Raw genomic sequence first — 24,695 nt, 5'->3', positions numbered from 1 at the left:
TCCCGCCACTTCCAGGAAACCGCATCCGATGACCGCCACGCGCCGCGTACTTCTCGTCGAGGACGACGCCCATATCGCCGACCTGCTCACGCTGCACCTGCGCGACGAAGGCCTGGAAGTCATGCACTGCGCGCGTGGCGACGACGGCCTGCGCCAACTGGAGCGCGGCGGCTGGGACGCGCTGGTGCTGGACATCATGCTCCCCGGCGTGGACGGCCTGGAGATCTGCCGCCGCGCCCGCGCCATGGCGCGCTACACGCCCATCATCATCATCAGCGCGCGCTCCAGCGAGGTGCAGCGCATCCTGGGCCTGGAGATCGGCGCCGACGACTACCTGGCCAAGCCGTTTTCCGTGCTGGAACTGGTGGCGCGCGTCAAGGCGCTGCTGCGCCGCGTGGAGGCGCTGGCCCAGAATGCCCGGCTGGAGTCCGGCAGCCTGACCATCGCCGGCCTGGCCATGGACCCCGTGGCGCGCGATGCCCGGCTTCATGGTGCCCGGCTGGACCTGACCCCGCGCGAGTTCGATCTGCTGTACTTCTTTGCGCGCCAGCCCGGCAAGGTGTTCTCGCGCATGGACCTGCTCAACGCCGTCTGGGGCTACCAGCACGAAGGCTACGAGCACACCGTCAACACCCACATCAACCGCCTGCGCGCCAAGATCGAGGCCGACCCGGCCCAGCCCGCGCGCATCCTCACCGTCTGGGGGCGCGGCTACAAGTTCGCCGAGGCGGGGGAGGGCGCCTGACATGAAGCTGCGCCTGACACTGACCCAGCGCCTGTCCCTGGTCTTTGCCGTGCTGCTGCTGGTGTGCAGCGGCACCTCGGCCTGGATGCAGTTGCGCGCCAGCCGCATGCACGAGCTGGAAGTGGTGCAGGGCCTGTCGCGCGACGTGGCCGAAAGCATTGCGCGCGACGCCCAGCTGACCGACGCCAACGGCCTCATGCCCGGCGCCGTGCGCAGCTTCTTCAACCAGCTCATGCTGGTCAACCCCAGCGTGGAGGTCTACCTGCTGGACGCCGACGGCCGCATTGCCGGCCATGCCGCCCCCGACGGCCGCGTGCGCCGCGAGCGCGTGGACTTGGCGCCCGTGCACCGGCTGCTGGAAGGCGGCACGCTGCCCATCCTGGGCGACGACCCGCGCAGCATCGAAGGCCGCAAGGTCTTCAGCGCGGCGCCGCTGCGCGTCAACGGCAAGGACGTGGGCTTCATCTACGTGGTGCTGCAGGGCGAGGCGCATGACCAGCTGGTGGCGCAGGGCTCGGCCAACTCGGTGCTCAGCACGGCGCTGTGGTCCATCGGCATGGTGGCGCTGCTGTGCCTGGTGGCGGGCCTGGTGGCCTTTGCGCTGATCACGCGGCCGCTGCGCCGTCTCACCGAAGAGGTGGCCGGCTTCGACATCCATGGCGCGCCCCCGGACCTGCCGGCCCCCCAGCCCGGCGCCGCACAGGACAGCCGTGACGAGATCGCCGTGCTGGACTCGGCCTACCGCCGCATGGTGGCGCGCATCGGCGAGCAGTGGCGGGCGCTCACGCGCCAGGACCAGGAGCGGCGCGAACTCATCGCCAACGTCTCGCACGACCTGCGCACGCCGCTGTCGTCCCTGCACGGCTACCTGGAAACGCTGCTGCTCAAGGACGCCGTGCTCGACGCCACCGAGCGCCGCCGCTACCTGGGCATTGCCCTGGCCCAGAGCCAGAAGGTGGGCGAGCTGGCGCAAAGCCTGTTCGAGCTGGCGCGCCTGGAATACGGCTTTGTCCAGCCCGAGCCGGAGCCGTTTTCCATGCCCGACCTGGTGCAGGACGTGTTCCAGAAATTCGAGCTGCGTGCCGAGGCGCGCCAGGTGGCGCTGCGGGCCGACTTCCCGCCCCGCCTGCCCGTCGTCCAGGCCGACCTGGGCATGATCGAGCGCGTGCTGGGCAACCTGCTGGACAACGCGCTGCGCCACACGCCCGGCGGCGGCAGCATCCAGGTGGCGCTGGCGGCAGCGGGCAACGCGGTCGAAGTCACCGTGGCCGACACCGGCCCCGGCATCTCGGCCGATCTGCGCGAAGGCCTGTTCGAGCGCCCCTTCACCGTGGGCGGCGCCCGCCGCGGCGGCGGCCTGGGCCTGCGCATCGTCCACCGCATGCTGGAGCTGCACGGCTGCCGCATCGAACTGGTGGACCAGCCGGGGCAGGGGGCGAGCTTCCGGTTCGTGCTGCCGGCGGCCGCGCAGGCAACGGGCGCCGGCGCCCGGCCGCGCCAGGGCTGACGCGGATCGTGGGTTACCCTTGTGCACAGCGCGCCCTCGACGGCGCGGCATGCACAAGATCGTCAACACGCCCCCAAGGACCCACGCCATGTCAACGTCTGCCTCCCCGGTTCATCGCCTGCCCGCATGGGTGCCGCTGCGCTACACCACGTTCTGCCTGAGCCTGGTCGGCAGCGCGGGGCTGCTGGTGGCGGCGCTGGTGTGGGGAGGGATGTGGTGGTGGCTGGGCTTTGGCGTGTGCGCCGCGCTGGCGCTGCTGGGCGTGCGCGATATGACCCAGGTGCGCCATTCGGTGCTGCGCAACTACCCCATCATCGGCCACCTGCGGTTTCTGCTGGAGTTCATCCGGCCCGAGATGCGCCAGTACTTCATCGAGTCCGACCATGAGGCGCTGCCGTTCTCGCGCGCCCAGCGCTCCCTGGTCTACCAGCGCGCCAAGGGCGACCCGGACAGCCGCCCATTGGGCACGCAGCTCAATGTCACGGCCCAGGGCTATGAATGGGTGAACCATTCCATGCAGCCCACCAGGCTGGCCTCGCATGACTTCCGCATCACCATCGGCTGCGCCGATGAAGGCACCTCGCCCTGCACCCAGCCCTACAGCGCCAGCATCTTCAACATCTCGGCCATGAGCTTCGGCGCGCTGTCGGCCAATGCCATCCTGGCGCTGAACAAGGGCGCGAAGATGGGCGGCTTTGCGCACGACACGGGCGAGGGATCCATCAGCCAGCACCACCGCGTGCACGGCGGCGACCTGATCTGGGAAGTGGCCTCGGGCTACTTCGGCTGCCGCAACGACGATGGCAGCTTCAACGAAGAAAAATTCATCGCCAACGCCACCGACCCGCAGGTCAAGCTCATCGAGATCAAGCTCAGCCAGGGCGCCAAGCCCGGCCACGGCGGCATGCTGCTGGGCGCCAAGGTCACCCCAGAGATCGCCGCCGCGCGCGGCGTGCCAGTGGGCGTGGACTGCATCAGCCCGTCCAGCCACAGCGCCTTCAAGACACCGGTGGAGATGATGCATTTCATCGCCCGGCTGCGCGAGAAGTCGGGCGGCAAGCCCACGGGCTTCAAGTTCTGCGTGGGCCATCCCTGGGAGTGGTTCGCCATCGTCAAGGCCATGCAGGAGACGGACATCACGCCGGACTTCATCGTGGTCGATGGCGCCGAGGGCGGCACGGGCGCGGCGCCCGTGGAGTTCACCGACCACGTGGGCGTGCCGCTGCAGGAAGGGCTGCTGCTGGTGCACAACACGCTGATCGGCGTGGGCCTGCGCCACCGCATCAAGATCGGCGCGGCCGGCAAGGTGATCACGGCCTTCGACATCGCGCGCATGATGGCGCTGGGCGCCGACTGGTGCAACGCCGGGCGCGGCTTCATGATGGCCCTGGGCTGCATCCAGGCGCAGAACTGCCACACCGGCCACTGCCCCACGGGCGTGGCCACGCAGGACGCGGCGCGCCAGAAGGCCCTGGTCGTGCCCGACAAGGCCACGCGCGTGGCCAACTTCCATGACAAGACCCTGCATGCGCTGCAGGAGCTGGTGCAGGCGGCGGGCCTGGAGCACCCCTGCGACATCACGGCCCACCACATCGTGCGGCGCATCTCCGACACCGAGGTGCGCCAGCTCGCCAACCTGGTCCTGCGCGTGGAGCCCGGCGCGCTGCTGGGGCCGCTGGACAAGCAGCACAACGTGTTCAAGCTCTACTGGCCGGGCGCCAGCGCCCACACCTTCCAGTTCGCGCCGCCCACGCTCAAGCCTTCTGCGCCGCAGGCCAAGGCGCAGGCTGCAGGCCAGGCTGCCTAGAGACGCCACGCAGAGAAGACAGGCGCCACAGACCACAGCCGATTACAGGTTTTAACAACCCTCGGGGATAATGCGCCCCGAGAACTTGGTGCACAACTGTATTTTTCTGTGTAAATGAAAACTATTTTGGTTCGCATTGCGGCTGCCGTCTTCGGCGGCTATGCCTTCACCTGGGGCTTCATCGCCCTGGGCGTGGTGCTGATGTTTGCCGCCGGAATGGAGTTCCACGATGCCGAGCATCTGGGCTACATCCTCGGCTTCCTGGTGTTTCTGACGGTGTTCCTCTGGGCCTTTGCCGCCCAGAGCCTCCCGCGCGTCTGGGCCGTGCTGGCCGGTGGCGGCATTGTCATGACCGGCTGCGCATCGCTGCTCCAGCAGATGCTGCTGCCCTGATCCGGAGATCGCTTCCCATGTTCCAGAATTTCCGCCTTTCCATGGCCTGGCTGCACACCTGGTTCGGGCTGGTGCTCGGCTTCGTGCTCATGGCCGCCTTCTTCTTTGGCGCGCTGTCGGTGTTCGACCGCGAGATCGACCGCTGGGCCATTCCGGCCTCGCGCTTCGAGCCCACGCCCATGCCCTCGTACGACCAGATCCTCAAGCCGGTCTTCGAGTCCATGCAGCCCAACGCCCAGGCGCGCGAGGCCATGCGCGGCGAGGTCAACGGCCCGCTGCCCGAGCGCTTCGACACGCCCCAGCGCTGGGGTGCCTACACCACCCACCGCGACCCGGTGCTGGGCCTGTTCGCTGGCTACGAGGTGGCCAACGCCAAGAAGCCCGAGACCCTGATCTGGGCCATGCGCACCATCGACCCGCGCAATGGCGAGTCCCTGCCGGACGACCACCTCAAGATCGGCAGCCAGTTCTTCTACCCGCTGCACTACAGCCTGACGCTCAACTGGATGGGCCTTGGCTACTGGATCGTGGGCTTTGCCGCACTCATCATGCTGGTGGCCCTGGTCAGCGGCGTGGTCATGCACCGCAAGATCTTCCGCGAGCTGTTCACCTTCCGTCCGAAGAAGGCCACCCAGCGCAGCGTGCTGGACCTGCACAACATGACGGGCGTGGTGGCGCTGCCCTTCCACTTCTTCTTCGCCTTCACGGGGCTGGTGATCTTTGCGGGCATCTACTTCCCCATCACCCACACCCAGCTGGAGCCCCTGCACGAGCTGCACGAAAAAATGGAGGCCGAGGAAACCGGCCTGCCGCACGACCGCGCCGGAGTGGCCGCGCCCGTGGCCTCGGTGGACGCCATGGTGGCCGAGGCGCAGCGCCGCTGGGCCGCCAAGGGCATGGCCGGCGACGTGGGCTTCCTGTCCGTCACCCATGTGGGCGATGCCAATGGCTACGTCAGCGTCTACCGCGCCGGCACCGACCGCATCGCGCTCACGGGCGAGGGCATCCACTTCAAGGCCAGCACCGGCGCGCTGCTGCGCGAAGATCCGCCGCGCACTGCCGTGGACAGCCTCAACACCTTCCTCACCGGCCTGCACCTGCAGCACTTCCGCCACTGGCTGCTGCGCTGGCTGTACGTGCTCGGTGGCCTGGCCGGCTGCGCCTGCATTGCCACCGGCTTTGTCTTCTTCGTGGAAAAGCGCAAGAAGCAGCACGCCAAGCAGGGCGTGCAGGGCGCGCGCGTGGTCGATGCCCTGGCCGTCACCACCGTCACCGGCATGCTGGTGGCCGCCCTGGGCATGCTGATTTCCAACCGTCTGCTGCCCGAGGCCATGCCCCAGGGCTGGCCGGGCCGGGGCGACATGGAGCGCTATTTCTTCTGGGCCGCCTGGCTGCTGGCCATGGCGCATGCCTTTGTGCGCAGTGCCCCCGTGGCCCGGGGCCTGCCCAACCCCGCATGGCGCGAGCAGTGCTGGGCCGTGGCCGCCATGGCCGTCACGGCCGTGCTGCTGAACTGGCTGACCACGGGCGACCACCTGTTCAAGACCCTGGGCGCGGGCTACTGGCCCGTGGCCGGCGTGGACCTGTTCATGCTGGCCAGTGCCGTGCTGGCCGTGGTGGTGGCGCGCAAGCTCAAGACGCGCGCCGTGCCCGCCATGCCCTCGCGCGCCGCGGAGGTGGCCCATGTCTGAGGGACTGATGGACGCACTGCTGCTGGCCGCCGCCTTTGCCGCCTCGCTGGCAGGCATGGGCTGGTTTGCGCTGGCCAAGGACGTGCACTGGGAGCAGGTGCACGGCGACACGCCCCAGCCCGATGGCAAGGTCAGGCTGCTGCGCTGGCTGGGAGCCCTGGGCCTGGCCGCCTCGCTGGGACTGTGCCTGGCGGTGGACCATGCCTCCATGGCATCCCTGGTCTGGATCATGACGCTGGCCGCTGCCGCCCTGGCCATTGCATTCACCCTGACCTGGCGGCCGAGCTGGCTGCGCTGGCTGCCGGCCTGACGTTTGCGCGGGGACCTCTGCGCCCGCCGCAGGCTCAGGCCTGCCTTTTCCTCATCCTGCGGCTGGCCAGATAGGCCATGCCGCACAGCAGCGCCAGCATGCCGCCCTTGCCCAGGCCGGGAACGGCCTGGACATTTCCGGGGCCGGGACCGGGTCCTGGGTCCGTGCCCGGACCGGGGTCGGGATCGGTGCCCGGGCCCGGGTCGGGAGGATCGGCAGCGATCACCTCGATGGACACGGATGCCGGTGCGGCAGCGCTCTGGTGCCCGTCGGATACCGTGAAGGCGAAGGTATCGGGCCCGGAGTAGCCGGCCGCCGGCGTGTAGACCAGCGTGCCCGTCTGGGGATCGAAGCCGCTGATGCCGCCATGGGCGGGGCCGGCGGTGATCTCGAAGCGCAACGGGTCCGACTCGAAGTCCGTGCCAGCGAGGGTGATGGACAGCGCCGTATCCTGCGGCGTCGTGACGGCTTGCGGCAGCGCCACGGGGGCGGCGTTGGCCGCCATCGCGTTGGAAAAGCGCGAGGTGTCACCGGTGGAAATCCGGGTGGCGGTCGCCGTGACAGCGGCCTGGTCACCCGGAGGCATGGCGCCCTTGAACGCCAAAGGCGCATGGCCGGAGGCATCGGTGGTCACGGTCTGCGAGCCCAGCAGAACCTTGCCGGCGGCGCGCTCCACCAGCCCGTCGGGCAGCCTGGGCGTCGAGAAATACTCGATGCGCATGCTCTCGTTGGCGACGCTGTCCAGCGTGCCGGACAGGCCGTCGGGCGTCACCGTGAGCAGCACCGGATCGGCAGGATCTCCGTTGGCCAGGCTGGTTCGTGCGATGCCTCCCTCGGTATTGCCGTAGATGGCATTGCCGAGCATGGAGACGCCCTTGACTTCGTCCCCCCGCAGTCCCACGCCGAACAGCCTGTTGTGCGCAATCACGTTGGCATGTGCCGCGTCGTCACCGCCGACCAGGGTGTCATGGGCCTTCTGGAAAAAGGAAACGCCTTCCCCATTGGGCAGGGCGGTTCCCTGGGGACTGACGCCCACGTAGTTGCCCTGCACGAGGTTGTTCTTGCCGGCGCCCTGGAACTGTATGCCGGACGCCTTGCTGCCACCGACGATGTTTCCGCGCACGGTCACCTCGTCCGAATCCTTGATGACGATGCCCCATTGATTGGGCAGCATGGTGCTGGCATCCAGGCTGGTTCCCACGATATTCCCGGCAATCAGGGTATTTGAGTTGCGTGCGGCGTAGTTTCCATTCAATTCAATGGCCGTTTCCTTGTTTCCGGCAACCAGGTTGCCGTCTTCAGGGCCTGTGCCAATGCGATGTCCGCCTTCCGGCGAAAAGAATACGGCAATGCCTGGCCCATTGTTGGCAATCATGGCCGTGCCGGCTGCATTGGTCCCGACACGGTTGCGGGTCACCAGCGTGTGCGAGCCGGAAATGGAAATCCCGGATGAACCACCGGTTTCCCTGACATTGCCGGAGACGAGGTTGCTGTCGATCAGCGTGCCGGTAAAGTCGGACGCCACGCTGATGCCGTTTCCCTGGTTTCCCAGCGCCACGTTGCCGGTGATATCGGTGCCTATGTAATTTCCCTGAATGATGTTTTCTGTACCGACGCCCGGCCAGGAAAGCCATATTCCGGAATTTTCCGCCGCGGAAATGACATTTCGCCCGCCAATATCCAGATTCCCGATGCGGTTGCGGTTGCCGGAGTTGACAAGGATGTTGCTGCGATTGCCCATGGCAACCGTTCCCGATGCGTCAACGCCTATATGGCAGCCCAGCACGGTGTTGCCGTCGCCTGTCACCGCCAGGGCCGTGTTGAAGCCGCCTATCGCCAGACCGCGCACCGTGATGGCGCCTGCCAGCTCGAGCCCTGTACCGAACTCGGAGCTGCCTGCCTGCAGCGTGATCAGGGGGCGGCGTGGCAAGTGGTCCTCATAGCCGGGTTGCGTGCTGGCGTCCACCGTCAGCGATGTGGCCGGTGCAATGGGCTGCATGAGGCTGCCATTCCAGTTGCTTTGGGTGACGATGGTCTGCTCTCCCCCCGCACCGATGCTGAACTCGATGCGGTTGTCGCCCCCTTTGTTGCGGTTGGCGTTGGCGTAGGTGATGGCGTCGCGCAGGGAGCAGGGTCCCAGGCCGGTGCTGGCGCACGGGCCGCTTGCGTCGGCGGCGCTGTCCACCACGACGGTCCATGCATGGGCCGTGGCGACACAGCCTTGCAAGAGCAACGCCAGGGCGAGCAGGCGCAGCGGCCTGCTTGCCGGCCTGGTAGTGAATCGTCGCCTGTATATCCTCATTGCCATTTTTACTTCCCCTGAAATGGGCTGCCGAAACGCATTCTGGATATTGCGCAATACAGGACGTGAAATAGCGCTGGCATTCTGCATGCGCGACGTCTGTGTGCAATATCACAGGGGTGGTCAGAAACGGAGCAGCCTTTGTCGATGAATCAATCCGGCAATGATCTCCAGGGCATCGGAATATTGGTTTAAGAATTTTCTTAAAGTGACAGGAATAATGGCATCTTCAAAGAGAGTTGACGATTTTCCGATGGCGGATCGATGCTTGAAATCGCTCTTTGGCGAGGCGGCGTGCAAGAGGTTTCAGTATTAAGAAAATTCTTAGACCAAATTCTCCTTTTGATTCCTAAGATTTGGCAATGCGCCAGTTTCAAGCTCTCTTGTTTTCTTCCAGATCGATACAACACAGGCTGTGCCTGCCCCTGGCACGGCGTGATTTGATGGCATTTGCACTGGCGATCATGGCCATGCTGGCCTGTGCCGGTCACGGCGGCAGGGACGACACCGCCCCGGCGACGCCATCGCGCAGCCTGGGCCATGTGCCCGTGCGAGACATTCAGTTGTTTTTCATGGACCGATGTTTCCTGCTGCTGGACGCTGCGGTGGGGGCCACGCACGCAGCCATCCACACGCAAGCCGGTTATGCCTGGCCGTGGCGCGCCAGCGCAGCGCAGGGCCAGCCCGGGCCGCTCCATTCACTGATGCAGGCAGGCCGGGCGCTTCCCGAATCCCTGTTGCTGCGCAAATCCGCGAACAACGCCGGATGGCTTGCAGACCGCTGGGAGCCCGCGCGGCAGCTGGTCAGGGCCCATGTCTGGCTGCTGCTGGGGTCCGTGTCGCTGGGACTTGCCTTCATGGCTGCACTTGCATGGTGCGTGCGCCGGCTGCGCCGCGGCGTGCCGGCTTCGGCCTGGAGCCGGGCAGGCACCTGCGCCGCCGGTGATGCGCTCTGCCGAAAGCTGCTGGACACGGCCCCCGTGGGCCTGGCGCTGGTGCGGTGCAGCGATCGCAGCCTGCTGCTGTCCAACGGACTGGCCCGGCAGTGGGTGTGCAGTGATGCTTCCTGGTTCGAGCAGGCCGTGGCCGGGGGCACGCAGCAGGGCCCGCGTGAGCTGGCGCTGGGGGACGGGCGATGGGTGGAGGTCCGCACCACGCCCACGACCCACGGGGGCGAACCGGTGGTTTTCTGCCTGGTCAGCGATGTGACGGCGCTCAGGCAGGCGCAGGCAGCGCTGGTCGATGCCAAGCAGCGCGCCGAATCGGCGAGCCAGGCCAAGACGCAGTTTCTGGCGACCATGAGCCACGAAATACGCACACCGCTCTTTGGCATCCTGGGAACGCTGGAGCTGCTGGCGCTGTCCAGGGCTCCTTCCGAACAGACCCGCTACCTGGGGGCCATGCAGCAGGCGTCGGCCTCCTTGCTGCGCATCGTCAACGACAGCCTGGACCTGTCGGCCATCGAGGCTGGCCGGCTGCAACTGGAGGCCCATGCGTTCTCGGCCACCGAACTGCTCGACAGCGTGGCCGCGGGCCTGCTGTCGCGTGCCGAGCAAAAGGGGCTGCAGCTGTATGCCGTCTCCGATGTGAAAACGCCGCCCCTGCTGGTGGGCGATGCCTTGCGGCTGCGGCAGATCCTGGACAACCTGGTGGGCAATGCCATCAAGTTCACGTTCTCCGGCCACGTGGCCATCCGCCTGCAGGTCATGGGCGACAGCGAGGAAGGTACCGACCTGCGGTTCCAGGTGCAGGACACCGGCATCGGCATCGAGCCGGAGCAGCAGCCCTTCCTGTTCGACCCGTACTTCCGTGCCCATGCGGCCACGCAGCAGCAGGTCCAGGGCGCGGGCCTGGGACTGTCCATCTGCCTGCGCCTCAGCCAGGAGATGGGCGGGCGGCTGACGGCCGCCAGCCAGCCGGGACTGGGGACCTGCGTGTCATTCGAGCTGCGCCTGCCGCGCGAGAGCGCGGCAGGCTATGAGGCAGTGCCCAGCCTGTTGCCGCACACCGTCTACGTGGATGGCGCCATTCCGGAAGTCGTGCACAACCTGTGCGCCTGGCTGCGGCATTGGGGCGCCATGGCCCAGCCGTACCGGGAGCAGGTGCAGGGCCCCAATGAACAGGCGGTGCTGGTGCAAGCCTGGCCACGGTCGGTGCGCCGCCCGCAATGGACGGGCAAATGCGTTCTGGCGCTGGCGCCGGGCGAGGTCCCCCGCGAAACCCTGCAGGCCCGTGTGTGGGAAACCAGCATGCCTGGCGTGCTGGCCGTGGGCCAGGCGCTGGGCATGGCCCAGCAGGGCATTGCGCCGGGCGCGCGCCCTGACCTGTACGCCGCCGTTCCCCAGGTCCACGAGCCGATGGGGCTGAGTGTGCTCATCGTCGAGGACAACCCCATCAACAGAATCATCCTGCGAGAGCAACTGCAGGTGCTGGGCTGCGAGGTCCAGCAGGCCAGCAATGGACAGGACGCGCTGTCCATGCCCGGCCTGCTCGAATTCGACGCCGTTCTCACCGACCTGCACATGCCGCTGCTGGACGGCCTGGCCCTGGCGCGTGCGCTCAGAAAGCGTGGCTACGGCCGCCCGATCGTCGGGCTGACGGCCAATGCGCAGCCGCAGACGCAAACGCAGGCGCAAGGGCAGGCGCAAGGGCAGGGCGACGGACTGCCGGCCGGCTTCGACAGCCTGCTGTGCAAGCCATTCACGTTGGCGGTGCTGCGCACCACCCTGAACCACATCAAGCAATGCAGGACCTGATCCCATGCTGTCGACATTCAAAGTACTCATTCTTGACGACCACGCCCTGTGCTGCGAGCACACGCGCAGCCTGCTCATGGAGGCGGGAATCGTGGACACGCACATTGCCTGCAACGCACGAGATGCCCTACAAATGCTGCGCGATGGCGGATTCCACCTCGTCATCACCGACCTGAAAATGCCCGACATGGACGGCCTGCAGTTCATCAATGAATTGAGCCAGCGCGGCCTGCATCCCATGCTCGTCATATCCAGCTCCTGCTCGCGTCGGTTGATGAACAGTGTCAGTCTCATGGCCAAGGAGTCCGGCTTTTCCGTCGTCGGGATGTTTCAAAAGCCGTTCGGTGCGGACCATGTCCAGGTCCTGGCCAGCCAACTCAGGTCCTTGCGTGCCTACGAGAGGAAAAGCGCTCCAGGCATCAAGGAACGGCCGATTTTCGCCAAGGCACACCTGATCCAGGCGCTGGAGGAGAAAACCATACAGGCCTGGTTCCAGCCCAAGAAATCCCTGCTTACGGGGCACACCGTCGGTGTGGAAGCGCTGGCACGCTGGAACGATCGGCAGTTCGGCTTCATGATGCCGGGCTCGTTCATGTCCGCCATCCGGTTCCATGGCCTGGACCATGCCTTGCTGGTGCGGATGATGGAAGACGCCATGGCAGCGCACCTGGCCTGGCGCAGTGCCGGACATGTCGTGCCTGTGTCCGTCAACCTGCCGATACCGCTGCTGGACGATATCGGCCTGCCGGATGAGTTGCACGGCATGGCGGCCCGGTGCGGCATCGCTGCGGAGAACATCACGTTCGAGCTGCTGGAGGACCAGGCCGTCGGCATACCCGCCAACTACTACATGTGCGCGAGCCGCTTGCGGCTCAAAGGCTTTGGCCTGGCCCAGGATGACTACGGGCGGGGTTACAGCTCGATGTACAGCCTCATCTCCACGCCCTTCACCGAATTGAAGATCGACCGGGCCTTCGTGGCCGGCGCCGCAGGTGACGAGGTGCGCACTGCGGCCCTGACGTCGTCGGTGCAGCTGGGGCGGCAACTGGGCCTGACGGTGACGGCGGAAGGGGTGGAGACCACCCAGGACCTGGAGTTGCTGCGCAGCATCGGTTGCGATTGCGTGCAGGGATATCTGCTGTCCGCCGCGGTGCCCGCCAGCGAATTTGCCCTTATGCTGGCATCCGAACCCCGACACCAAGGCAACCCCACCTGACCCAAGCACGCAAGGCGTCCATGCCCGACTCCCCGTTCAGCAAGATCACACGCACCACACGCTGGCAGAACCGGGTACTGTTTGGAGTGCTTCCCCTTGCGATCTTCCTCATCGCCGTGCTGCTGTGGGGCTCTGAGAGGATCTTCGAGCAGGAGCAGGGCCGCCTGGCCTTGAACTTCTCCGCCATCGTCGGCTCGCTCGACGAGCAGGAAATCTTCCTTCGGCGGCTCAAGGGCCGCAACGAGTCCTGGAAAGCGCTGCCGGACCAGAGGATAGCCACCATCGTCGACGTGCCCGCTCCTGCGCAGGCGGACTACCGCATGTTCCGTGGCCGCGAGGCCATCGGCGGCATTCCCTTTTCACTGCAATGCTCTGCGCGCGCGGCCTGCGATACGCTCCCGGACCGGCTTTTCTCGCTGGGCAGCTCCCTGGCCGCGGGCTATTCCTCCTTCTGGGCAGGCTCCTACTTCCCTGCAGCCGCTGCCTTCTTCACCAAGGAGGACGGGGCGATCAGCATCGGCGTGCCGGCCATCGACGTGCCCATCGGCAACGAGAGCGTCACGCAGGAAATGTTCGACAGCACGATTGCCGCCGTCAAGGCGCATCTGCGGGCCAGGGCCGCCGATGCCCGGCCTGGCGCCGGCTCCACGGCGCCGGCGCAGGAGATCGTCTGGTTCCGGTCGCCCCAGTTCCCGGAAAAGATGATCGGCATGGTCGCAGCCGGCTTTTCAAGCCATATCGATGCCGGCGACGAAGCCGCCGCAAGCCCGATCTACGCCGCCATCCTTTTCAGCCGCCAGCGCATCAGCGCCATAGAAAGATCCATCCATACGCTGCCCAGGCATCTTTTCTGGCTGGAGCACCGGGATTTCGGCGTGCTCATGGGCACCGGCCCGGTGCCGCAGGTGGACGAGGCGGGGATGCAGTACACGCGCAACGGCCTGATCCTCAAGACCGAGGATGCCTCCGGCCGGTGGACCGGCTACTACCAGGTGGACTACGCCACCTTTTTCCAGGGCCGGCTGTTCGCGCCCTCTGCCGGCCTGGTGCTGGCCCTGCTGCTGAGCCTGCTGGCCGGTATTGCCTATACCCGCTGGTTCAACCGCAAGGTGATTGCGCCTGCCCAGGAAGCGCAGCGGGTCATCGTCGAGAGCAATCAATTCAACAGGACGCTGATCGAAACCGCCCCCGTGGCTGTCTGCCTTGTCGCCTACGGCAGTGGAAAGATCATCTTCAGCAACTCGCTGGTGCAGGAGTGGCTGCACTCGGCCGATGGCTACCTGCGCCCCGGCTCGCCGGAAAACAGGGCAGCGCTGGATGAAATTGTCCACGCCAGGGCCGCAGGAACCATGGAGCAGCTGGTCACCGCGCAGGGCCGAACGCTTTACGTGGCCTACGCGCCCACCCGCTACCTGGGCCAGGATGTGACGCTGTGCGTGTTTGCCGACGTCAGTGCGCGCGCAGAAATCGAGAGCAATCTGGAGCGGGCAAGAATCGCGGCGGACGAGGCCAACGAGGCAAAGTCCACCTTTCTGGCGACCATGAGCCACGAGATCCGCACGCCGCTGTATGGCGCGCTGGGCACGCTGGAACTGCTGGGCCTGACCGAGCTCACGCAGTTGCAGCGCAAGTATGTGGACCGTATCGAAGCCTCCTCGTCCATCTTGCTGCAGATCATCAGCGACATCCTGGACACCAGCAAGATCGAGGCAGGCCAGTTGCAACTGGAAAAGGCCCCGTTCAATCCCCGGGAGCTGGTGCAAAACTGCACCAGCTCCTATGCCGCCATGGCGCAGCAAAACGGCCTGCTGCTGTTTTCCTGCGTGGACGCGCAGGTGCCCGAGTTTGTGCTGGGCGACGCGGTGCGCATCCGCCAGATCCTGGGCAATCTCATCAGCAATGCCATCAAGTTCACGGAGGCCGGCCATGTGATCGTCCGCCTGCGCAGCGTGCCGGGCACGGCCTCCCAGGTCCGGCTGGTGTTCGAGGTCTGCGACACGGGCGTGGGCATAGAAAAATCCCTGCATGGCGAGCTTTTCACGCCCTTTTATCTCGTCAAGAACAGCAGCCGCACCGCCCGTGGAGCGGGCCTGGGTCTGTCCATCTGCTGGAGCCTGGCCCGGATGATGTCCAGCTCCATCGAGGTCTGGAGCGAGCCCGGCCTGGGCAGCCGGTTCTGGTTCGAGCTGGGGCTGGAGACCGTCGCGCAGGAGGAGGAGGAGGCGCCCGAGCTCAAGGGTGCCCGGATCGCGGTGCGCACTCCCCACCCCGAGCTGACGGACAACATCTGTGCCTGGCTGCGGCGCTGGGGCGGCCAGGCCCGCGCGGCGGCAGCCGCCCCGGTGGCGGCCCATGACGATGAGCTGCTGCTGGACGCCCTGTTGCCGGCGGACAGCCCCGCGCCCGGATGGACGGGGCCGCACCTGAACCTTTCCTCGCCGGACAACCGGGGCATTGACGGGCACAACGTTCTGAGCATCGGTTTGGGCATTGCGCAGGTGCTTGGCGGTGCGCAGCGCTCGGCCGGCTTCGGCTCCGATCTGCCCCTGTTCGACCTGCGCGTGCTGGTCGCCGAGGACAATCCCGTCAACCAGGTGACGCTGCGCGGCCAGCTCGAGAGCCTGGGCTGCGAGGTCACGGTCGCCGACGACGGGGAGGAGGCGCTGGCGCTGTGGGACATCAGCCCGCACGATCTGGTGCTGACGGACGTAAACATGCCCTACCTCAACGGCTACGAACTGGCGGAGCGGCTGCGTGCGGAGGGCGTTGCCTGCCCCATCGTCGGCGTGACCGCCAATGCCATGCTGGACGAGGAAAACCGCTGCCTGAATGCCGGCATGAATGCCTGGCTGGTCAAGCCCATCCAGTTGCGCACGCTGGTCCGCACCCTGGAGAAGTTCGCGCCGAAAAAGCGGCTCCGTCCGGCGCCTGCCCAGGCCGGTACCCCGGTGGGGGACACCCCGCAGCCTGCGGCCCTGTCGGAGCCCAACGTGCTGCAGACGCACCGGCAGGTCTTCGTGCAGTGTATGAACGACGACATCGCAATGCTGGCCCGTGGCCTGGATGAGCGCCGGCCCGACCTGGCCGCGCAGGCGCTGCATCGCATGCGCGGCGCCTTGCTGCTGGCCAGGATGCAGGAGCTTGCCGCGCGCACCCAGTCGCTGGAGGACCAGCTCCCGAACGGCACCCGGGAGCCCGGCCTGCAGGCCGCGCTGTCAGTCCTGCTGGACGACCTCTTGGCCGACCTTCGCGTCATGATGGCGCAATTGCCCCAGCCCTAACCCTTTGCTTGCGATCCCATGAAACTGAAACTGCGCATTGCTGTCGTGGACGACCACGCCGTGGTCCTGCTTGGCGTCAAGGACTTCCTGGAGCAGGACCCCAATCTCCAGGTCGTGGCCACATTCAGCACGCCATCGTCCTTGATGCAATACGCCAGATCGAACCCGCTGGACGTGGTTCTGACCGACTACTCCATGCCGGGCGACGATGTCTATGGCGATGGCCTGCGCTACGTGGACTATCTGATACGCCACTTCCCGGACATCAAGGTGCTGGTGCTGACGACCGTCTCCAACCCCATGATCATCTCGGCCCTGTATGACGCCGGCGTCGCCGGTGTGCTGCTCAAGGAAGAGCCGCTCACCCAGATCATGGCGGCGCTGCAGTGTGTCCGCCTCAATGCCCGCTACTATTCGCCCTCATTCCAGGCCGACACGCCCAGGCAGGAGCGGTCCGTTTTCCTGGCCGAGCGCGCCAACAGCCTCTCGCCGCGCGAGTTCGAAGTCCTCAGGCATTTCGCCAATGGTGAGTCCATCACCGAAATCGCCGCACGGCTGCGGCGCAGCGTCAAGACCGTCAGCCTCCAGAAGAACTCCGCCATGCGCAAGCTGAACGTGGACAGCAACCAGGACCTGGCGGCCTTCTGCGCCGAGCACCATCTTTTCGACTGACCGGCCTGCGGGCTGCACAAGCTGGTCACCCTTCCAGCGCCTGGCCTTGCGCCGGGCCGCCGTCCTCGATGTCCCCCTCACCCAGGGGATAGTACGGTTCGGACGACATCAGGCGAAACCCCAGAAGTGCCCCGCGCCGGCTTGTCTTCATCGCCAGGGGCGCCTGGCAATGCACGCAGCCATAGTTCACGAAATTGGCGTCCTGCTCCAGTGAATAAAAGCGGAACCTCAGTCCGGGGTGGGGCGTTGACAGGCTTGTATTGCTCAGCAATTCGTAGCATGGGTCGCACAGTTTCTGGGACGTTCTCTTTGGCTGCATTTCTGGAAAAAACGGATCGATATACCGCTCTCCAGTCTTGCCCGGCCTTGCGCAGCCAAGGTTAAGACGATTCTTATTGCCGTACTGAGCGCATCAACGCGGCTGCTGCTGCGTGGTGCAGTGGATGCCACCACCCTCCAACGCCAGCTCGGTCTCCAGGTAGCGCACGTTGGCGGCTTCGGTGACAAAGCCCGCCACCTCGGCATCGTTGTCATGCGCCTGTTTGTGCCCCAGCCGTTCTGGCGGGCGTTGGCCGAAGCCTGGGGCGATGGGCCGGACGCTGTCGTTGCAACACTTGGTTACTTCCTTGACCCATCTCAAATCCCGTATGCGGCAGCGTCGATACGCTTCGGCCCATGAATCACCAGGGCTTGACTTTGGTCAGCATGGCTTGGCACGCAGGCATTCCCCGCCTGTGCGCGCACAACAGCGGCGCACAACGCCGCACAGGAGATGCATCAATGCACATCGGTCAACGTTTCTGGCGCCGCCAAGGATTGGGCGCAAAGCTGTCACTCACCAATTTTGTCTGGGTCGCCGCCATCCTGGCGCTGCTGGTGCTGGGCATTGCCTGGGATGTGAGCAAGTCCCTGCAGAAAAAAATGCACAACGAGATGCAGCAGGGCGTCCAGATGCTGCACAACTTCGTCGAGTCCACCGACAAGGAGCTGCGCCAGCGCACCCAGTTCCTGGCCGACAGCCTGGCGCGCAGCCTGCAGGGATCGCTCAGCCTGGACACCAGTGGCGGCGAACCCGTGCTGAGCCTGGACGGCCAGCCGCTCAACGGCAACGATGCGCACCTGCAGGCCTTCACGCGCAGCACCGGCGCCGTGGCCACCGTGTTTGCGGCCCAGGGGCAGGGCGACTTCGTGCGCATTGCCACCACGCTCAAAAACGAGAAAGGCGACCAGAGCGCGGCCGTGCTGGGCAGCCGGCTGGACCGCGCCCATCCCGCCTATGCCGCCATCCAGGCCGGCCAAAGCTACATGGGCCTGGCCCACCTGTTCGGCCGCCAGTACATGACGCAATACCGCCCGCTCAAGGACGCCTCCGGCGCCACCGTGGGCATCGCCTTCGTGGGCCAGGACTTCTCGCAACTGCTGGAGCACTTCAAGGACTCCATCCGCGCGCTCAAGGTGGGCCAGACCGGCTACTACTACGTGCTCAATGCCGAAGACGGCCCCCAGCGCGGCCAACTGGTCGTGCATCCCGCCCTGGAAGGCCAGAACATGAGCGATTCCAAGGACGGCGATGGCCGCTTCTTCATCCGCGACATGCTGGACCGCAAGCAGGGCAGCATGGCCTATCCCTGGACCAATCCGGGCGAAACCCAGGCCCGGGACAAGCTGGTCGTCTTCAGCCAATACGCACCCTGGAACTGGGTCATTGCCACCAGCGCCTACGCGGACGAAGCCGTGTCCGAGACCCGCAGCCTGATCCTGCAGTTCGCCCTCATGGGCCTGGGCGCCGTGCTGCTGCTGTCGGCGGCATGGTTCTGGCTCATCCGCCGCATGATCGTGCGCCCCTTGAAGCAGGCCAGCCACATGGCCTACGCCATTGCCGATGGCGACCTGACCGTGCGCATCGCCAGCGACCGCCAGGATGAAATCGGCCACCTGCTGGAAGCCATGAACACCACCAGCACGGGCCTGACGCGCGTGGTCGGCAGCGTGAACGAACAGGCCCACAGCGTGGCCCTGGCCAGCGCGGAAATCGCCCAGGGCAACCAGGACCTGGCCGCCCGCACCGAAAGCGAAGCCAGCGCGCTGGAGCAGACCACCGCCGCCATGGAAGAGCTGGGCTCCACCGTGGCCCACAACGCAGACCACGCGCAATCGGCCGACCGCATCACGCGCGAGGCCCAGCGCGTCGTCACCGAAGGCGGGCAGGCCGTGCGCAAGGTCGTGCAGACCATGCAGGGCATAGACGCCAGCAGCAAGAAGATCGCCGACATCATCGGCGTCATTGACGGCATTGCCTTCCAGACCAACATCCTCGCCCTCAACGCCGCCGTGGAAGCGGCCCGAGCGGGCGAGCATGGCCGGGGCTTTGCCGTGGTGGCCGAGGAAGTGCGCGCCCTGGCAGGCCGCAGCGCCGAGGCCGCCAAGGAAATCAAGCAGCTCATCAGCCACAGCGTCGCCGAAATCCACACCGGCAACCAGGAGGCCGCGTTTGCCGGGGAAACCATGGAGCAGGCCATGGAGGAAATCCGCAAGGTCACCCAGCTCATCTCGGACATCAGCCACGCCAGCGCCGAGCAAAACAGCGGCGTCGCCCAGGTGGCCGAGGCCATCACCCACATCGACCAGACCACGCAGAAAAACGCGGCCCTGGTCGAGGAAATGGCCGGCGCCGCCGCAGGCCTGCGCCACCAGTCCGATCAATTGGTGCGCGTGGTCTCGGTCTTCAGGCTGCCGGGTGGCAATGGTGCGCCGCTGCAGGCCCCCGCACGCGCAGCCAATAGCGCGCCCAGTCCCGATGACAGTGCCAGCGGGAACGCCAGGCCGGCCGGTGTTGCATCGCCCCGTGCACCGTCCATGGCGCCCGGAGCCGCCCTGTCTGCCACGGCCAAGCCGGCAACCCCCGCAGCTTCGGCAAGAACGCCCACCGCCAAGTCCGTTGCCATGGCCTCCACGGCCGATGACGACTGGGACAGCTTCTGAGCGCCGCGCCCGCTGGGGAAGCCCAGGCCCGGAGCCGGGCAGGGCGCCCGGGGCGGCGCAGCGATTGCCAGCATGGTCTCCATGCCCTCCAGCGGCGCAAAGCCCGGGCAGGGCAATTCAAACGGATAGATTGACGCCAAAAGTAACCTGTCCTGCTGGAACGCGATCAATATCTGCCGATATTCCCGACATCGGCTGAACCCGATATATCAGGACAACACACACACGAACAGCACTATCGCGGCCAATGCCTGTACGAGCACGCTAGCATGTCGAGTTCGGTAAGTACTGCTGCGCAAGCACGCCAGTCATCATCGACCGAGTCATCCCCGTGCGCAAGGCGGCGCTCATCGACGAAGAACCCACATGCATCGACGTTTTCGGCATGCCGTATTGATCTCTCTATTGACCAGCCTCGGCGCCTTTGTCGCTCCTGTGCGCGCACAGGCTCCATCGACGCCAAAAGTGCAGTCTGGTGGCGGACACCCCTATGAGATCGCCGACAGCGAAGTATGGGACGTGCCCGATCCCATTTCCCAACGCGGCTACCAGGTCTTCGTTGCATTGCCACCGTCCTACGCCACCCAGCCACAGCGACGCTACCCCGTGCTGTATGTGACGGACGCCGACTACGCTTTCCCCATCATTCGGCAGCTGGCGCGCCGCCTGAATGTGGAAGGCCCACAGATCGAGGAATTCATTCTCGTGGGCTTGTCCTATGGAAAGGGCGAGGACGGCGGTGTCAGCCGCCAGCGTGATTACACGCCGACACCCAACGGCCCAAGCACTGCATCACCGAATTCGATACATGGTCAGGCGCGTGCCTATCAAAAATATCTGCGCGATCAGGTAAAGCCCTTCATCACCGATCGGTATCGCGCAGACTCTGCCAGAGCAATCTTTCTGGGCCACTCCTACGGCGCGCTGCTTGGAATACAGGTGCTTTTCACCGACCCTGGCATGTTCAGCAGCTATATCCTCGGCAGTCCCTCTCTCTGGTACGACAAGCGGCATGCCTTGAAGCTCGAGGCGAGTTACGCCAAACAGAATCAGGACCTGAGGGCGAACGTATACCTGTATGTCGGTGCCTATGAGGCCTTGCGAAAAGGTGATCGACGCTACAACCAGACGGTGGACATGGTTGCCGACAATCGCGCATTGGAAGCGGCTCTGCTGAGCAGGAAGTACCCGAGCTTGAAACTAAAGTCAGCGATCTTGAACGATGAGGACCATCTCACCGTCGCACCACGTGGCTTCACGCAGGGGTTGAAGTACCTGTTGCCAGTGCGCTGAGCCCACATATGGCGCTGACCCATTTCAGCAAGGCTTTGCTGGCCACGGGCGCCGGCTGCGCGCAATCGGGTGGCCGCTTCGGGTCGAACTGACACAACCAGTCTGTACCAGTCCTCTTCAACCCGGCGCTTTTCCCTTCACCCACAACCCAAACTCCTTCATCACTTCCACCACGGGCTTGAGCCGCTCTCCATCGGGCGTCAGCTCGTACTCCACCTTGACCGGCGCCGTGGGGTAGACCGTGCGCTTGACCAGGCCCGCTTCCTCCAGCGCGCGAAGGTCCAGGGTGAGGGAGCGTTGGGAGATGCCGGGCATGTCGCGGCGCAGGTCGTTGAAGCGCCGGGGGCCGTCGATGAGGTAGGAGGCGATGAGCAGCCTCCAGCGGCCGCCCAGCAGGCGCATGGCTTCTTCCACGGAGCAGCCGGAGATGTTGGATTTCATAGCACATCCATCATAGGCAGGCGGCAGGTATTTTTTTAACCCATGGGCAGTTTTAGATGTACGGTCCCAGGAAGCCCGTAGCGAGATTCTTCGCCTGCGCGCCAGATACGGAGAGTGGGAGAGGCGCATGACATGAGCAGGTTCTGCTGGGTCAACACACCGTCTCAGTAGACAAAAAAAACCGGATGGCCTACACAGACTTGGCTGGACTGTGGCCTTCAGCTTTTTGGACTCATTCATCCTCATCAAAAATGTGGTCCTTGTGGATCTTTGAGGCTCAGCTGTGGTGGCGCTGCCTGAGACACCGGTCCGCGTATTGCCGCTTGGGCACATTGCCATCTCTTATTTCGTTTCTCCGTACTCCCGAAGTTTTCAACTTCTTGCTATATGTGAAACAGAGGCATGCTCAAAGGATTTAGTGCACGCAATCGCTTGCTTCTGCGCCGAGGCCACGTCGAGCGCATAGTCCTGCTTGGTCAACACGCCAGCCCTTGATCCATTGTGCAGTTTTACGTGTTGACGGGCGTGGGATGTGCAAGGTATGGTGTGGCGTCAGTCTGCTTTATTGCAATCTTCACCGAGAAATCCAATGGGGCCCAAGCCTTCGCAGCCGCAAGTGAGGAGTTGTTTTTTTGCGGCAGGACGGATAGATCATCATGGTTCAAGGAACGGGATCAAGCACATGGTTTATCGATAATGAAAAATCAGTAGGTTGACCAAGATACCCCAGGGATACCTTTTTTGCCTTTGGCTTGAGCAAGAGCCTCCTGACCAGCATTTGCTCGCTGGAGGGGAGTGCATCACCCTGCATGACCCGAATTGCTACAAGGACGGCATTGATGAAGCTGCGATTGACGGCGGTGTTGCTTCCTTCCAAGTTTCGCATCTTCTATCGTGATACTGGAAAAGCCATCTGATCATAATAAAATCACATGTGATTGGAAAATTTAATCCAAATGACTGGAAAGGGGTATTAACTTATTAATCACGCCAAAACTAATAACCTGCGCCATCTACCTGAGAGACGTAAACTGCGAGGAATATGTAGCAGCCGTCTCATTTGAGCTGCAATGCTCCGAGGTCTATTCCGAATTGTCCAAATTTACCCTATCCCATGAGTTCAAATTTGCTATCACTTCGGAGTATACCATCCATCCAGTAGCACATTCAGCCACCTTTCTAACTTGAAGGAAACTAGATATGAAAAAGAAAACATTGAGCAAGCCGCTCAAGACAATTTATGTTTTTTCATCCTCCACTGAGAACCAGGTGCCCGATGAAAGTAATGTTGTCCTAGTCAACATGGCTGTATTTGAGAAAGATGGTGCCGTTTTTCTGCATGAGCCGTCAGCTCAACTGAAAAATATAATTAATGGTTGGCAGAAAGATGGCAAATGTGTGCTCGTGTCTCTCGGTGGTGAAGCGGAACCAATTCAGGATTGGCACCATTTTTATGGCAAAGAATTCTCTGAGGCATTTGAGAAATTTACTAAAAATTTGTCAACGCTTCAAAACGAGTATGGGTTCGACGGATTCGATCTTGATGTGGAGGGTCAGAGCGTCTTGACCATGGACGATGCAAAGAAATTTGCGGAATTTGGAACGCGGCTTCGCAACAAATTTCCTGATGCCATCATCGCATTAACGGTTCCTGCCGATAATGCACTGACCTCCGGGGCATATTGGGCGGACTTTATTGGGGGGATGAGTGCTCCACATAACCTAGGATGGAATGTCATGACGGTCATTGCACATGATCAAGCTGAGTTTGATCGAATCTACGACTTTGTGCAAATCATGGCTTATGACTCGCCCTCCGATAAGCGTGGCGATCATACACAGGGTTCCGCAGTGTGGCTTGCTCATGTTTATAGGGATTTTGCGCAACCATGTACCTACAAATTTAACAAGGGAATCCCACAATCGGGTGCAGATGATTACAACAATTACCCAGGCATTTCAACGTCCAAGCTGGTCTTAGGCGTCACCGCTGACACTGCCAATCAAGGGTATGCGACGCCAAGTGAGATTGGCCAGGTGCAGACTGAGCTCGAAACCTTGACTAAGCCAGAGTCTCTGAAACTTGGTGGAGGCATGATCTGGCGGGCGGACAGCGATAAACGGAATCAGGACCATGCGGTTTCCACTGCACTGTACGCTTTACTGAAGTAGTGCCGTACTAATCCAGGTATTGGTATAAAGGACGATCCCAGACATAAGCCCGGGGGTCAATGTTTAATACACACAGTCGGGGGTATGATGAGCATCACCAAGCTAAAGGATGGTTTAAAAATCACATTCGCCGATGCACTAGCCAAGGCGGGTACAACGCTGACCTTCAATGCGGCGGGCGTCGGGCTTTGCGAGTGCAATGCGACTACGCCGGAGCACTACTTCCCGGGCACTGATGTGAACATTGCTGGCGACACAATCAACTGCGCAACGTATGTTAAAGATGACGAAACGAAGCAATGGCTATTCAACGGCGCAATCTATTTGAAGGAAAACGGCGATGATGCTGGCTTGCTTGAGCTCGACCATATCGAAATTGGTGAGAAAGATGCTGCCGACGCGCCGGATCTAGTTGTTACGCAGCAAAAAGGCTCGAACCATTTTATTTTTGCCCTTCGCAGTTCCAGCCGAGTGAATGAGTCGGAGGTGCCAAAAACTCCGCCCGAGGAATCGCCTTCCGCCAAAGGAAAAACCTATCAGGTTGGAGATAGATTTGGCGGTTACTTTCGCTTCATTTATCAAGACCGGACTAGCCAACACGACTTCGGTCCGGGCGATGAATTAATCGTTCGCCACGTCGAGACAGGGCAATCGCTGGTCTTAAACATAGATCAGCGGGAGAGCGGTTCATTTCGTATCGTTCAGACCGACATCAACGGGTTTGCCCATTTTCTATTTGATATGAAGCGAAGGAATGGTCAAACAGCGTTCGCGGGTAAACTGAACATCCTCGTTGCTCCTCCCCCGTACAAGCAGAATGCGTTTTACGTGGACTCGGTCGAACTTATCTCGTTCAACGAGCAGAGCAAAACAGACCTCAAGCACGATATCACGGTGCAAACAGACTTCGACCAAAGAGGACCGGTCGAAGTCTATGGAACCCTGATACGCATCGAAAAAGACGTGCTTGGAGAGAAGCCTTGGTATACCGCCCAGAGCGGTGGAAAGTGGTCATTGGTGACAGGAAAAAGAATCCTGTTGCCCGAGCAGATCAAGGTCTAAGAGTGGCTAACATCACTTTCCCAGAGTGCCCGTCAAAGCGGTTGTGCTCGTTGCCCTCATGGCAT

Annotated in this window: 18 protein-coding genes; 14 read left to right on the top strand and 4 right to left on the bottom strand. The window is 63.6% G+C overall.

Annotated features, from left to right (window positions below; genetic code table 11):
- Nucleotides 1–28: 28 nt before the first annotated feature.
- The 6 genes from LGR64_RS14495 (at nt 29) to LGR64_RS14470 (ending at nt 6,453) form a co-directional block, all read left to right on the top strand.
- Entirely contained in the window at nt 29–745 is a 717-nt protein-coding gene (locus LGR64_RS14495; RefSeq protein WP_012204915.1) for a response regulator transcription factor, read from the top strand.
- A 1-nt stretch (nt 746) separates the two neighbouring features.
- Nucleotides 747–2,252 (top strand): sensor histidine kinase, encoded by a 1,506-nt coding sequence (locus LGR64_RS14490; RefSeq protein ID WP_230355905.1) that lies wholly within the window; start codon nt 747–749, stop codon nt 2,250–2,252.
- A gap of 88 nt (nt 2,253–2,340) precedes the next feature.
- The gene (locus LGR64_RS14485; RefSeq protein ID WP_230355902.1) at nt 2,341–4,059 is read left to right on the top strand and encodes an FMN-binding glutamate synthase family protein; all 1,719 of its coding nucleotides are present in this window, start codon (nt 2,341–2,343) and stop codon (nt 4,057–4,059) included.
- A 114-nt stretch (nt 4,060–4,173) separates the two neighbouring features.
- Nucleotides 4,174–4,452, top strand: a complete 279-nt coding sequence (locus LGR64_RS14480; RefSeq protein ID WP_013802944.1) for a hypothetical protein — start codon at nt 4,174–4,176, stop codon at nt 4,450–4,452.
- A 17-nt stretch (nt 4,453–4,469) separates the two neighbouring features.
- Nucleotides 4,470–6,143, top strand: a complete 1,674-nt coding sequence (locus LGR64_RS14475) for a PepSY-associated TM helix domain-containing protein (RefSeq protein WP_013802943.1) — start codon at nt 4,470–4,472, stop codon at nt 6,141–6,143.
- Entirely contained in the window at nt 6,136–6,453 is a 318-nt protein-coding gene (locus tag LGR64_RS14470) for a DUF3325 domain-containing protein (protein ID WP_230355901.1), read from the top strand. Before LGR64_RS14475 ends, LGR64_RS14470 begins: the two co-directional genes overlap by 8 nt.
- 34 nt (nt 6,454–6,487) lie before the next feature.
- Here the strand turns inward: LGR64_RS14470 and LGR64_RS14465 are convergent, their stop codons facing one another.
- A complete protein-coding gene (locus LGR64_RS14465) occupies nt 6,488–8,845 on the bottom strand; it encodes an Ig-like domain-containing protein (RefSeq protein WP_230355899.1) in 2,358 nt (785 codons plus the stop codon).
- Nucleotides 8,846–9,198: 353 nt separating this feature from the next.
- Here LGR64_RS14465 and LGR64_RS14460 point away from each other — a divergent pair, with 353 nt between their 5' ends.
- Genes LGR64_RS14460 through LGR64_RS14445 form a run of 4 tightly spaced genes read left to right on the top strand, consistent with a single transcriptional unit; the run spans nt 9,199 to nt 16,680 of the window.
- Nucleotides 9,199–11,511, top strand: coding sequence for an ATP-binding protein (locus LGR64_RS14460; RefSeq protein WP_230355897.1), 2,313 nt, complete (start codon nt 9,199–9,201; stop codon nt 11,509–11,511).
- Nucleotides 11,512–11,515: 4 nt separating this feature from the next.
- Nucleotides 11,516–12,727 carry an EAL domain-containing response regulator gene (locus LGR64_RS14455; protein WP_230355895.1) on the top strand — a complete coding sequence of 404 codons (1,212 nt, stop codon included), beginning with the start codon at nt 11,516–11,518 and terminating at the stop codon, nt 12,725–12,727.
- A gap of 20 nt (nt 12,728–12,747) precedes the next feature.
- Nucleotides 12,748–16,008, top strand: coding sequence for a hybrid sensor histidine kinase/response regulator (locus tag LGR64_RS14450; RefSeq protein ID WP_230355892.1), 3,261 nt, complete (start codon nt 12,748–12,750; stop codon nt 16,006–16,008).
- Between the two features lie 18 nt (nt 16,009–16,026).
- The gene (locus tag LGR64_RS14445) at nt 16,027–16,680 is read left to right on the top strand and encodes a response regulator transcription factor (RefSeq protein WP_034392317.1); all 654 of its coding nucleotides are present in this window, start codon (nt 16,027–16,029) and stop codon (nt 16,678–16,680) included.
- Nucleotides 16,681–17,092: 412 nt separating this feature from the next.
- On the opposite strand, the gene LGR64_RS14440 is transcribed toward LGR64_RS14445, so the two are convergent.
- Nucleotides 17,093–17,197, bottom strand: a complete 105-nt coding sequence (locus tag LGR64_RS14440; protein ID WP_221632757.1) for an agmatine deiminase family protein — start codon at nt 17,195–17,197, stop codon at nt 17,093–17,095.
- Nucleotides 17,198–17,460: 263 nt separating this feature from the next.
- On the opposite strand from LGR64_RS14440, the gene LGR64_RS14435 reads away from it, so the two are divergent.
- Together LGR64_RS14435 and LGR64_RS14430 are read left to right on the top strand one after the other, a co-directional pair.
- A complete protein-coding gene (locus tag LGR64_RS14435) occupies nt 17,461–19,662 on the top strand; it encodes a methyl-accepting chemotaxis protein (RefSeq protein WP_230355890.1) in 2,202 nt (733 codons plus the stop codon).
- A gap of 366 nt (nt 19,663–20,028) precedes the next feature.
- Nucleotides 20,029–20,955: an alpha/beta hydrolase gene (locus LGR64_RS14430; protein ID WP_141833450.1), complete on the top strand. Its 927-nt coding sequence runs from the start codon at nt 20,029–20,031 to the stop codon at nt 20,953–20,955.
- 117 nt (nt 20,956–21,072) lie between these two features.
- Here LGR64_RS14430 and LGR64_RS14425 read toward each other — a convergent pair whose 3' ends face one another.
- Nucleotides 21,073–21,396, bottom strand: a complete 324-nt coding sequence (locus LGR64_RS14425) for a winged helix-turn-helix transcriptional regulator (protein WP_141833448.1) — start codon at nt 21,394–21,396, stop codon at nt 21,073–21,075.
- Between the two features lie 661 nt (nt 21,397–22,057).
- Nucleotides 22,058–22,273, bottom strand: a complete 216-nt coding sequence (locus LGR64_RS14420) for a hypothetical protein (protein WP_141833446.1) — start codon at nt 22,271–22,273, stop codon at nt 22,058–22,060.
- Between the two features lie 323 nt (nt 22,274–22,596).
- Here LGR64_RS14420 and LGR64_RS14415 point away from each other — a divergent pair, with 323 nt between their 5' ends.
- Entirely contained in the window at nt 22,597–23,568 is a 972-nt protein-coding gene (locus tag LGR64_RS14415; protein ID WP_230355888.1) for a glycosyl hydrolase family 18 protein, read from the top strand.
- Between the two features lie 87 nt (nt 23,569–23,655).
- Nucleotides 23,656–24,630: a hypothetical protein gene (locus LGR64_RS14410; protein ID WP_230355886.1), complete on the top strand. Its 975-nt coding sequence runs from the start codon at nt 23,656–23,658 to the stop codon at nt 24,628–24,630.
- Nucleotides 24,631–24,695: the final 65 nt, after the last annotated feature.

Source organism: Delftia sp. Lp-1 (assembly GCF_020523835.1).
Taxonomy (GTDB): Bacteria; Pseudomonadota; Gammaproteobacteria; order Burkholderiales; family Burkholderiaceae_C; genus Comamonas; species Comamonas acidovorans.
The sequence above is the reverse complement of the archived record's forward strand: the minus strand, read 5'-3'. Positions and strand labels throughout refer to the sequence as shown.

What these genes read in the sequence shown, in the direction of transcription:
- LGR64_RS14495 (WP_012204915.1), top strand. Translation starts at nt 29, where the DNA reads ATGACCGCCACGCGCCGCGTACTTCTCGTCGAGGACGACGCCCATATC.
- LGR64_RS14490 (WP_230355905.1), top strand. Translation starts at nt 747, where the DNA reads ATGAAGCTGCGCCTGACACTGACCCAGCGCCTGTCCCTGGTCTTTGCC.
- LGR64_RS14485 (WP_230355902.1), top strand. Translation starts at nt 2,341, where the DNA reads ATGTCAACGTCTGCCTCCCCGGTTCATCGCCTGCCCGCATGGGTGCCG.
- LGR64_RS14480 (WP_013802944.1), top strand. Translation starts at nt 4,174, where the DNA reads ATGAAAACTATTTTGGTTCGCATTGCGGCTGCCGTCTTCGGCGGCTAT.
- LGR64_RS14475 (WP_013802943.1), top strand. Translation starts at nt 4,470, where the DNA reads ATGTTCCAGAATTTCCGCCTTTCCATGGCCTGGCTGCACACCTGGTTC.
- LGR64_RS14470 (WP_230355901.1), top strand. Translation starts at nt 6,136, where the DNA reads ATGTCTGAGGGACTGATGGACGCACTGCTGCTGGCCGCCGCCTTTGCC.
- LGR64_RS14465 (WP_230355899.1), bottom strand. Translation starts at nt 8,845, where the DNA reads ATGCAGAATGCCAGCGCTATTTCACGTCCTGTATTGCGCAATATCCAG.
- LGR64_RS14460 (WP_230355897.1), top strand. Translation starts at nt 9,199, where the DNA reads ATGGCATTTGCACTGGCGATCATGGCCATGCTGGCCTGTGCCGGTCAC.
- LGR64_RS14455 (WP_230355895.1), top strand. Translation starts at nt 11,516, where the DNA reads ATGCTGTCGACATTCAAAGTACTCATTCTTGACGACCACGCCCTGTGC.
- LGR64_RS14450 (WP_230355892.1), top strand. Translation starts at nt 12,748, where the DNA reads ATGCCCGACTCCCCGTTCAGCAAGATCACACGCACCACACGCTGGCAG.
- LGR64_RS14445 (WP_034392317.1), top strand. Translation starts at nt 16,027, where the DNA reads ATGAAACTGAAACTGCGCATTGCTGTCGTGGACGACCACGCCGTGGTC.
- LGR64_RS14435 (WP_230355890.1), top strand. Translation starts at nt 17,461, where the DNA reads ATGCACATCGGTCAACGTTTCTGGCGCCGCCAAGGATTGGGCGCAAAG.
- LGR64_RS14430 (WP_141833450.1), top strand. Translation starts at nt 20,029, where the DNA reads ATGCATCGACGTTTTCGGCATGCCGTATTGATCTCTCTATTGACCAGC.
- LGR64_RS14425 (WP_141833448.1), bottom strand. Translation starts at nt 21,396, where the DNA reads ATGAAATCCAACATCTCCGGCTGCTCCGTGGAAGAAGCCATGCGCCTG.
- LGR64_RS14415 (WP_230355888.1), top strand. Translation starts at nt 22,597, where the DNA reads ATGAAAAAGAAAACATTGAGCAAGCCGCTCAAGACAATTTATGTTTTT.
- LGR64_RS14410 (WP_230355886.1), top strand. Translation starts at nt 23,656, where the DNA reads ATGAGCATCACCAAGCTAAAGGATGGTTTAAAAATCACATTCGCCGAT.